This is a genomic window from Polynucleobacter sp. 39-46-10 (assembly GCF_002282275.1).
Window position 1 is genome coordinate 1 of record NZ_NCJB01000084.1, and the last position, 9,826, is coordinate 9,826.

Annotated in this window: 9 protein-coding genes; 6 read left to right on the top strand and 3 right to left on the bottom strand. The window is 48.2% G+C overall.

Translation table 11 applies throughout. The annotated features are described in order from the left end of the window. On the top strand, window positions 1–98 hold a 98-nt coding region (gene rpmG, locus B7X71_RS08360; RefSeq protein ID WP_293600512.1), incomplete at its 5' end, for a 50S ribosomal protein L33. A 100-nt stretch (window positions 99–198) separates the two neighbouring features. Here the strand turns inward: rpmG and B7X71_RS08365 are convergent. Genes B7X71_RS08365 through purN form a run of 3 tightly spaced genes read right to left on the bottom strand, consistent with a single transcriptional unit; the run spans window position 199 to window position 3,637 of the window. After that, a complete protein-coding gene (locus B7X71_RS08365) occupies window positions 199–1,392 on the bottom strand; it encodes a fatty acid desaturase (RefSeq protein WP_293599154.1) in 1,194 nt (397 codons plus the stop codon). Between the two features lie 29 nt (window positions 1,393–1,421). Beyond that, window positions 1,422–3,011, bottom strand: a complete 1,590-nt coding sequence (locus tag B7X71_RS08370; protein ID WP_293599155.1) for an RsmB/NOP family class I SAM-dependent RNA methyltransferase — start codon at window positions 3,009–3,011, stop codon at window positions 1,422–1,424. Continuing rightward, window positions 3,008–3,637 carry a phosphoribosylglycinamide formyltransferase gene (purN, locus tag B7X71_RS08375; RefSeq protein WP_293598336.1) on the bottom strand — a complete coding sequence of 210 codons (630 nt, stop codon included), beginning with the start codon at window positions 3,635–3,637 and terminating at the stop codon, window positions 3,008–3,010. The genes B7X71_RS08370 and purN overlap by 4 nt, the downstream gene beginning before the upstream one ends. 51 nt (window positions 3,638–3,688) lie before the next feature. On the opposite strand from purN, the gene B7X71_RS08380 reads away from it, so the two are divergent. From B7X71_RS08380 to dut, 5 genes are read left to right on the top strand one after another with little or no spacing between them, the layout of a single operon-like run. Continuing rightward, the gene (locus B7X71_RS08380) at window positions 3,689–4,639 is read left to right on the top strand and encodes a bifunctional riboflavin kinase/FAD synthetase (protein ID WP_293598337.1); all 951 of its coding nucleotides are present in this window, start codon (window positions 3,689–3,691) and stop codon (window positions 4,637–4,639) included. Continuing rightward, window positions 4,632–7,493 carry an isoleucine--tRNA ligase gene (gene ileS, locus B7X71_RS08385; RefSeq protein WP_293598338.1) on the top strand — a complete coding sequence of 954 codons (2,862 nt, stop codon included), beginning with the start codon at window positions 4,632–4,634 and terminating at the stop codon, window positions 7,491–7,493. Before B7X71_RS08380 ends, ileS begins: the two co-directional genes overlap by 8 nt. Before the next feature lie 18 nt (window positions 7,494–7,511). Continuing rightward, window positions 7,512–8,006 carry a signal peptidase II gene (gene lspA, locus B7X71_RS08390; RefSeq protein ID WP_293598339.1) on the top strand — a complete coding sequence of 165 codons (495 nt, stop codon included), beginning with the start codon at window positions 7,512–7,514 and terminating at the stop codon, window positions 8,004–8,006. A 9-nt stretch (window positions 8,007–8,015) separates the two neighbouring features. Continuing rightward, window positions 8,016–9,227, top strand: coding sequence for a bifunctional phosphopantothenoylcysteine decarboxylase/phosphopantothenate--cysteine ligase CoaBC (coaBC, locus tag B7X71_RS08395; RefSeq protein ID WP_293598340.1), 1,212 nt, complete (start codon window positions 8,016–8,018; stop codon window positions 9,225–9,227). A 19-nt stretch (window positions 9,228–9,246) separates the two neighbouring features. Beyond that, complete coding sequence (gene dut, locus B7X71_RS08400; RefSeq protein WP_293598341.1) at window positions 9,247–9,696, top strand: dUTP diphosphatase; 450 nt, start codon at window positions 9,247–9,249, stop codon at window positions 9,694–9,696. The last annotated feature ends 130 nt before the right edge of the window (window positions 9,697–9,826 follow it).

The window sequence follows — 9,826 nt, forward strand, 5'->3', positions numbered from 1 at the left end:
CAAAAAACAAGCGTACCAAGCCTGAGAAAATGGAGATCATGAAATTTGATCCAACCATTCGCAAGCATGTTGCTTACAAAGAAACAAAGCTCAAGTAATGTATCGATTCGATATTTATTTGCAGCAAATAAAAAACCCGCTACATCAGCGGGTTTTTTATTGCCTTGATTTTCACCAAGACTAAATACAACTCACCTCTTAAGCGTAACGACGCAATCTCAAAGAGAAGTCACGCAGACTCGATAAACCACTCTCTTCGGCGCGCTGACACCAAGTATGTAACTGAGCAACCAGTTGATCACCCGTGGCATTAGAGCGGCTCCAAATCGCTTGCAAATCACGACGCATCTCAATCATCTTGCGAAGCTGCACATTGCTGGCCATCAACTCTTCTAGCTTGATTTTTTCTTCTGCGGTTAAACGTGATTCATCTTTGCTCAACCAGGTACGCGCATCTTTCAGATGGGCGGCCAACACTTGCATGTGCTGAACCTCATTACTGAAGAAGGCGCTCAGGGTCTTACTGTAGCGGGCCATGATTTCATAACGATTTGCAATGATGGCTTCGAGCGTACCTTGATCGGCAGGACGTAAGTCGCTCAGTACCGGCTTAGGAGAAGTCTTTTTCACTTTAGCCAAGCCTACAGCACTCATCATCTGAATGTACATCCAGCCAATATCAAACTCGTACCACTTACTAGAGAGCTTGGCGCTAGTAGCAAAGGTGTGATGGTTGTTATGTAACTCTTCGCCACCAATCAAAATACCCCAAGGAAAAATATTTCTTGAGGCATCTTCACAGTCGTAATTGCGATAGCCCCAAAAGTGGCCAATGCCATTAATAATTCCAGCAGCAGTAATGGGGATCCACAACATTTGTACCGCCCACACTGTTAAGCCAATTGCACCAAACAAAATGACGTCGATGATCAACATCAAGGCTACACCTTGCCAAGAGAACTTGGAATAGATGTTGTGCTCGAGCCAATCATCTGGCGTGCCGTGACCAAACTTCTCTAAAGTCTCTTGATTGTGTGACTCTTTTTTATACAACTCAGCACCACGAGAAAGTACTGTATTGATACCGAGAACTTGCGGGCTATGAGGATCATCCACTGTTTCACACTTAGCGTGGTGCTTACGATGAATCGCCGCCCACTCTTTGGTGACCATGCCAGTTGTCAGCCAGAGCCAAAACCGGAAGAAATGGGAAATGATTGGATGCAACTCTAAAGCACGGTGCGCTTGGCAACGGTGCAAGAAGATAGTTACAGCGGCAATCGTGATGTGTGTCGCCACTAAGGTGAAGACGACGATTTTCCACCAAGCCCAATTAAGGTAACCGTGAGAAAGCCAGTTAAGGAATAAATCAAAACCTGAAGCTGTGTTCAAAAGGGGTATCCCTAGAAAGATCTAAAACCTTATTTTAGTTCTTTAACAGCTTTCTTGCTTTTGACTTTTACCGACTTTTCGTCATCTTTATCGACAGTTACTGCAGAAACAGCTACTTTTTTCTGAAAAACAGCCCCAAAGAAGCCATCCGTACCATGAATATGGGGCCAGAGCTGCCACCAAGGATTGTCGGGACTACATCCCATAGGAATTTTATCCTTTGGAAACAATGACTTAAGAGCCTCAGCGGCTGGAACAACCTCAAAATCAGGATGCTTTGCCAAGAAATCCTCTGCAATTTGCTGATTTTCTTGTGGCAACAAACTGCAAGTGGCATAAACCAGGCGGCCGCCTGGCTTGAGCAAGCGGCTTGCGGAGGCCAAAATATTCATCTGCTTTTGATTGAGCTCCAGCACGCCTTCAGGGGTCTGGCGCCATTTGAGATCAGGGTTGCGACGCAAAGTACCCATGCCGCTACAAGGGGCGTCGACCAAAACGCGGTCAATCTTACCTGCCAAACGTTTGATCTTGGTGTCATTCTCGCTATCAATCCAGACGGGATGGACGTTAGAGAGGCCACTACGGGCCTGCCGTGGCTTTAAATTAGCCAATCGACGCTCAGATGTATCTAGGGCATATAAACGCCCTGTTGAGCGCATGATTGCCCCAATTGCCAAAGTCTTGCCACCAGCACCGGCACAAAAGTCGACTACCATCTCGCCACGCTTCGGGGCGAGTAAATAGGCTAACAGCTGACTACCTTCATCTTGTACTTCAAACATCCCCGCTTTGAAACCAACCGTGTTTTGTAAAGCGGGTTTACCCATGATGCGAACACCATCTGGCGCATATGGAGTTGGAATGGCTTGATAGCGACCACCCAAGGCATTCATCTCAGCAAGCAATTGCTCACGAGTTGTCTTCATGGTGTTTGCACGTAAATCCAAAAGCGCTGGATGCATGAGTGATTTGGCTAATTCTTCACGTGACTCTTCGCCAGGATATTTTCCAAAAGCATCCCACAACCATTCCGGCAAATTATTTCGAACCAGAGGATTGAGTGCGGATGGATCAACCGTTGCAAAACGTTGTAGCCACTCATACTCACCCGTCTTTAATACGTGAGCTAAATCAGCAATTGCACTTTCAGCACGATTGGCTGAACCTAGACCACCCTCTGACAGAGCAGACAGCAAACCCAATAGGGCTAAGCGTCTAGCCTGGGAGCCCTCACCGCTTGAAGCAAATTGTGAGAACTCATTTTTACGACGCAAGATAGCAAAAGCACTCTCAGCAATCAAGGCACGATCACGATTACCCAGCTGAGGTTCAGAGCGGAAATACCGACTCACAACACGATCCGCTGGTTGCTCAAAATTCAATAACTCTGGAAGCAGACGCTCCAAATGAATTGCATGCTGGGGCAAAGCCTTGGCATTAGAAAAGTTTTTTTGGCCTTCGGGCGCAATGATGTTGCCACTGGCATTACGACGCTCTGGTCGACGTAATGGATCTTTGGATTTAGCAGCGTAACTTTTTTGTGGGCCTAGGCGTGATCCAGATCTGGACCCGGATTTACTACCAGCGCTAGCTCCGCGGGATGAACGTTCTTTACTCATAATTTTATTAATTGCGACTCCGGTGGTTGAACCTGAACTTGATTACCTTCTATTCGCAATCGTCCATCTAGGAACCATTTTACGGCCCTCGGATAAATCTGATGCTCAGCAGCTAAAACTCGGGCAGCCAAACTATCAGCATCCTCGCCGGGCAGCACTGGAACTGAGGCTTGACAGATGATAGGGCCTTCATCGACACCCTCGGTTACAAAGTGCACGGTAGCTCCATGTTCGGCTACGCCAGCCTCCAAAGCCCGCTCGTGGGTATGCAAACCCGGGAAGGCTGGTAGCAAAGCTGGGTGAATATTGATGAGTCGACCCTCAAAATGACGAATAAAGCCTGGAGTCAGAATGCGCATAAAACCGGCTAGAACAACCAAATCTGCACCCAATTCATCGATTTTTGCGATGAGGGCAGCATCAAAGGACTCGCGCGTAGCATGCTCTTTATGCTCAATAGCAAAGGCAGGAATGCCCTGAGAGCGAGCAAAAGCAAGGCCCTTAGCTGCAGAGTGATTAGCGATCACCCCTGCAAAGGTGACTGGCCAGTGCTCTTTTTGAGCTGTTTTGACGATGGCCTCGAAATTGGATCCGCGGCCCGAGATTAAGGTGACGATAGATGGCATGCCCACAATATAATTGATGGTTACCCTGAAAGCGACCCTGAAAGCGATTTAGTGAACGTATTCCGTGGCCCTACCCAGTTTTCTGCAGGACCAGCTTGTGCCTTAACCATCGGTAATTTCGATGGCGTGCACAGGGGTCATCGCGCCCTGCTAAAGCAACTTAAGGATGGCGCCCAGGAGCGTGGCTTGGTTAGCTGTGTAATGACTTTCGAGCCGCACCCTAAAGAATTCTTTTCCCCAGAACAAGCGCCACCACGCATTCTGAATTTGCGTGACAAGCTTGCCGCGTTTGCCGATATTGGCATCGATCGCGTAGTGGTGGAACATTTCAATTCTGCGTTTGCTCGCCTTACCCCCGAAGAATTTGTTTCCGAAATCATCGTCAAGCAACTCAATGCCAAATGGATTTTGATTGGCGATGATTTTTGCTACGGCGCAAAGCGCGCGGGTAACTTTGCGAGTCTCAAAGCAGCAGGTGAACAATTGGGTTTTGAAGTTTCTAGCATTCACACTGTGCAAGAAGATGGTGAAAGAATTTCTAGCTCAGCACTGCGCAATGCATTAGCTTGCGGCAACATGGATCAAGCGACAAAATTATTAGGGCGACCTTATGGCATCTCTGGTCATGTTATCCATGGACAAAAACTGGGGCGCACTTTAGGCTTCCCCACACTCAATCTCGCTGTTGCCAATCACCTTCATCACCGCAAGCCTGCCTGCTCTGGCATTTTTACTGCCCAAGTCTTGGGGCTAGGAGACAAGCCACTGCCTGCTGTAGCTAGCCTCGGTGTGAGACCTACGGTTGAAGATGAAGGTCGTGTATTGCTTGAGACACACATCTTTGACTACAACGCCGATGTCTACGGAAAAATTATTACTGTAGAGCTCTTAGAAAAAATCCGTGATGAGGCGAAATACTCTGACCTCGACACCCTTACCAAGGCGATTGCATCTGATGCAGCGCATGCCAGAAATTATTTCCAGAAAAAAGCTTATGTCTGAAAAAGAAAACTCTTATCCCGTCAATCTTTTAGAAACATCGTTTCCGATGCGGGGCGATCTACCAAAACGTGAACCGCAGTGGGTTGCGCAATGGCAGAAAAATAAATTTTACGAAAAGATTCGCGCAGCACATGCTAATCAACCAAAATTTATTTTGCATGATGGCCCTCCCTATGCAAACGGCGATATTCATATTGGTCATGCGGTCAATAAGATCCTCAAGGATATGATCGTGAAGTCCCGCTGGTTAATGGGCTTTGACTCTGCGTATGTCCCAGGCTGGGATTGCCATGGCATGCCAATTGAGATTCAGATTGAAAAAGAATTTGGCAAAAATTTACCGACTGCTGAAGTCCAGTCAAAAGCACGCGCCTATGCCAAGGTGCAAGTAGATAAGCAGAAGAAAGACTTTGAGCGTTTGGGCGTGTTGGGTGATTGGAATAACCCTTATCTCACCATGAACTACCGCAATGAGGCTGATGAAATTCGTGCGCTTGGGAAGATCTGGGAAAAGGGCTACGTCTTCCGCGGCCTAAAACCTGTGAACTGGTGTTTTGACTGTGGCTCTGCCCTAGCTGAAGCGGAAGTGGAATATCAAGACAAGACTGATCCAACAGTTGATGTTGGTTTTGCATTTGATGATGCGCAGCGCCCACAACTTGCAAAAGCATTTGGTCTGACTGAAATCCCAGCTAAGCTTGGAATGATTGTGATCTGGACAACAACGCCTTGGACCATTCCATCTAATCAAGCGCTGAATGTTCACCCTGAGCTTAGCTACGCTTTGGTAGACACCGGTGACAAGTTGTTGATCTTGGCAAAAGATCGAGTAGAAACTTGTCTGGAAGATTTTGGCCTTGAAGGAAAAGTCATTGCTACTTGCTTAGGCAATCAGTTAGCCAACATCTCTTTCTGGCATCCACTTGCTCCATTACATGAGGGATACAAGCGCCTCTCACCAATCTACCCCGCTGAATACGTCACACTGGATACTGGTACTGGCGTAGTGCACTCTGCGCCAGCCTACGGCGAGGAAGACTTTAAGTCTTGCAAAGCAAACAAACTGGCTGATAAAGACATCTTGAATCCAGTAATGGGTAATGGTGTCTACGCCTCTTGGTTACCACTCTTTGCCAATGAATACATCTGGAAAGCTAATCCGAAGATTGTGGAAGCCATGCGTGAGGCAGGCAGCCTCTTGCGAGACAAAACCTATACCCACTCTTACATGCACTGCTGGCGCCATAAATCCCCGATTATTTATCGCGCGACCTCACAGTGGTTTGCGAGCATGGATAAGAAACCCTCCGATGGCAGTGCAAGCTTGCGCGAGACTGCACTCGCAGGCATCGAAAACACCGAGTTCTTCCCAGCCTGGGGCAAGCAGCGCCTAAACAGCATGATTGCGAACCGTCCAGATTGGACCTTGTCACGTCAGCGTCAATGGGGCGTACCGATGGCTTTCTTTGTTCATAAGGAAAGTGGCGAGCCACATCCACGCACAGTCGAGTTACTCGAAGAAATCGCTAAGCGGGTTGAAAAAGAAGGCATTGAAGCTTGGCAAAAACTGGAAGTAGCTGAACTGCTTGGCGAAGAAGCCGCTCAATACGAAAAGAATCGCGATACCTTGGATGTGTGGTTTGACTCTGGCACTACACATTGGCACGTCATTCGTGGATCGCACCGCAATGAGCTCTATCGTCCAGAAGCTGAGAATGCAGATGGTCGCTTAGCTGACCTGTACCTTGAAGGCTCAGACCAACATCGTGGCTGGTTTCACTCTTCCCTGCTGACTGGCGCCATGCTTGATGGCAAGCCGCCATATAGGGCGCTGTTGACCCACGGCTTTACCGTTGATGGCCAAGGTCGCAAGATGAGTAAGTCTGTAGGCAACGTGATTGCCCCGCAGCAAGTTGCTGATAAGTTGGGTGCCGAGATTATTCGCTTGTGGGTAGCATCTACCGATTACTCCGGTGAGATGACGATTTCTGATGAAATTCTGAAACGCGTAGTAGAAAGCTATCGTCGCATTCGCAATACATTGCGTTTCTTGTTGGCCAACCTGTCTGACTTTGATCCCAGTAAGCATGCGATGCCTGCCAGTGAATGGCTAGAGATTGATCGCTACGCTGTTGCCCTTGCGAATCAATTGCAACAAGATGTACAAGCGCACTACAAGGCTTATGAGTTCCAACCAGCTGTAGCGCGCATGCTGACTTTCTGCTCAGAAGATTTAGGTGGCTTCTACCTAGATATTCTGAAAGATCGCCTCTACACCAGCGCACCGAATTCAAAAGAGCGTCGTGCAGCGCAGAATGCCCTATTTCACATCACCCGCAATCTACTTAAGTGGCTTGCCCCATTCCTCTCCTTTACCGCTGAGGAAGCCTGGTTGTCATTCCCGCATGGTGCTGATGAAAAAGCTAAAGAGTCCATCTTCATGGAAGAGTTCGGGGCTTTTCCAGAAATTGCTCAGGCCGCTGAACTCCTTGCTAAGTGGAACCGTGTTCGAGAAATTCGTTCCGAGGTCACCAAGGCCATTGAGATTGAGCGAGAAGCTGGGAATGTAGGCTCATCACTACAAGCAGAACTCACTATCAAAGTAGGTGATATCGATTTTGCAATTTTGCATTCCCTTGAAGATGACTTGCGCTTTGTGACTATTACTTCTAGCGCTAACTTAGAGCTGAGTAATGCAGGCCTTGAAGTACTCGTACGCGGCAGCCAATATAAAAAGTGCGGTCGCTGCTGGCATCACACCCAAGATGTTGGGTCCAATACCGAACATCCAGAGCTGTGCGGTCGTTGCATTAGCAATCTCTTTGGGGATGGCGAATCACGCTTGTTTGCATAAGCGAGCCTATAAATTCATATGAGCACAAGCCCATCAATTCTCCGTTACCTAGCGATTGCAGTCATTACGCTATTGCTAGACCAATTGAGTAAATGGTCTGCCTTAATGAATCTGCAATTAGGAGTACCCGAACCTGTTTTGCCATTTATGAACTGGTTGCTACTGTTTAATCCAGGAGCGGCATTTTCTTTCTTAGCGCAGAGCTCGGGCTGGCAGCGCTGGTTCTTCACGGTCCTTGGCCTAGCAGCTTCCGCTTACATTCTCTGGCTGCTACGTAAGGGCCTGGGCGACAAAATGCTCTGCTGGTCCCTCAGTCTCATTCTGGGCGGTGCACTAGGCAATGTCCTGGATCGCCTCCTGTATGGCGCTGTGGTGGACTTCATTGACCTGCATTACGCCAACTGGCATTGGCCGGCATTCAATATTGCGGATAGCGCTATTTGCATCGGTGCAGCCCTCATTATTTGGGGTGAGCTACGCAAGTCATTTGGCAAAACCTCTCAACCCCATTAAGCTGGCGCCATGCAATCACTTTTAAATAAGAAAATCGTTCTTGGTATCTCCGGTGGCATTGCGGCCTATAAGTCTGCGGAGCTAGCGCGTCAGTTGATGCAAGAAGGTGCGAGCGTTCAAGTGGTGATGACAGAAGCCGCTCAGCAATTTGTGACACCAGTCACTATGCAGGCGCTCACAGGCAATCCGGTTTACACCAGCCAATGGGATAGCAGCATTGCTAATAACATGGCGCACATTGAACTATCTAGAGCTGCCGATGCAATTCTGATTGCACCAGCAAGTGCAGATCTCATGGCCAAACTTTCTCTCGGCTTAGCAGATGATTTACTAACAACGCTTTGCCTGGCGAGAGATTGCCCTCTATTACTTGCGCCTGCCATGAATAAGCAAATGTGGGAGCATGCAGCAACACAAAGAAGTGCAGAGAGACTGATTGCGGACAAAGTTACATTACTCGGTCCAGCCAGTGGCTTTCAGGCATGTGGTGAAGTAGGCTACGGACGCATGCTCGAGCCTGCTGAAATTACCGAACAACTCATTGCCTTCTTTCAGAAAAAACCATTAGTAGGCAAGCGCGTACTTATCACTGCGGGACCTACCTTTGAAGCCATTGATCCTGTGCGCGGCATCACTAATCGCAGCTCTGGCAAGATGGGATTTGCAATTGCCCGCGCAGCTGTTGAGGCTGGCGCAGAAGTGCACCTGATTGCTGGTCCTTGCGACTTGGATATACCACTCGCCGCAACTGGAAAAATTACCCGCACCAATGTCGTGAGCGCTAAAGAAATGCATGCAGCCACTATGCAATCTTCTGACTGCGATATTTTCTTTGCAGTTGCTGCGGTGGCTGACTGGGGCATTACCAAGCCAGCCAAAGACAAGATTAAGCGTCAAGGTAAGCAAGCCCCCAATCTAGAGTTCACTGCAAACCCAGATATTCTTGCTGATGTAGCTAAAACGGTCAAAACTCAAGGTGGTAAGTTGCACCCCTACTGCATTGGCTTTGCAGCAGAGTCTACCGATCTCCAAAAGCATGCTGAAGAGAAGCGCAAACGTAAGGGCATTCCGATGGTCGTCGGCAATATTGGACCAGATACCTTTGGTAGCGATCTCAATCAATTGCTCATCATTGATGAGAGCGGTGGTAAGAAAATTGCCAAGGCTGAAAAGCTCCAGCTTGCACGCCAGCTCATTCAGTTAGTCGCCAAGAAAATTTAAACTCGCTTTAGGAAATTCCATGCAAGAACTTCAAGTCAAAATTCTCGATGAACGTATGCGAGGTCAATTGCCGACATATGGAACCCCTGGTAGCGCTGGTTTAGATTTGCGCGCCTGCATTGATGAAGCCATTGAAATTGCTCCCGGCCAAACCGTACTTGTGCCAACAGGTCTAGCAATCTATGTAGAAGATCCGCGCTATGCGGCATTCATCCTACCGCGCTCCGGCCTAGGTCATAAGCATGGGATCGTCCTTGGAAATCTTGTCGGATTAATTGACTCTGACTACCAAGGCCAGCTGATGGTCAGCACCTGGAATCGCGGATCTACAGCATTCAAGCTTGAGCCCATGGAGCGTCTAGCTCAACTAGTAGTCATGCCCGTCCAACAAGTAGAACTTAAGGTGGTTGAAGAATTCACCGAAAGTAGTCGTGGAGCTGGTGGGTTTGGAAGTACAGGACGCAACTGATTTAGATATTTCGGTCATGCCCAATAAAAAACCACCCGTATGAACTGACCCCCAAAAGTTGGACCTTATGTCCAACCAAGGGGGTTTTGTTTTATGAGCAAGTACAGTAAGCAGTTCAAGCTAAAGGTAG

What these genes read in the sequence shown, in the direction of transcription:
- purN (WP_293598336.1), bottom strand. Translation starts at nt 3,637, where the DNA reads ATGCCATCTATCGTCACCTTAATCTCGGGCCGCGGATCCAATTTCGAG.
- B7X71_RS08370 (WP_293599155.1), bottom strand. Translation starts at nt 3,011, where the DNA reads ATGAGTAAAGAACGTTCATCCCGCGGAGCTAGCGCTGGTAGTAAATCC.
- ileS (WP_293598338.1), top strand. Translation starts at nt 4,632, where the DNA reads ATGTCTGAAAAAGAAAACTCTTATCCCGTCAATCTTTTAGAAACATCG.
- lspA (WP_293598339.1), top strand. Translation starts at nt 7,512, where the DNA reads ATGAGCACAAGCCCATCAATTCTCCGTTACCTAGCGATTGCAGTCATT.
- coaBC (WP_293598340.1), top strand. Translation starts at nt 8,016, where the DNA reads ATGCAATCACTTTTAAATAAGAAAATCGTTCTTGGTATCTCCGGTGGC.
- dut (WP_293598341.1), top strand. Translation starts at nt 9,247, where the DNA reads ATGCAAGAACTTCAAGTCAAAATTCTCGATGAACGTATGCGAGGTCAA.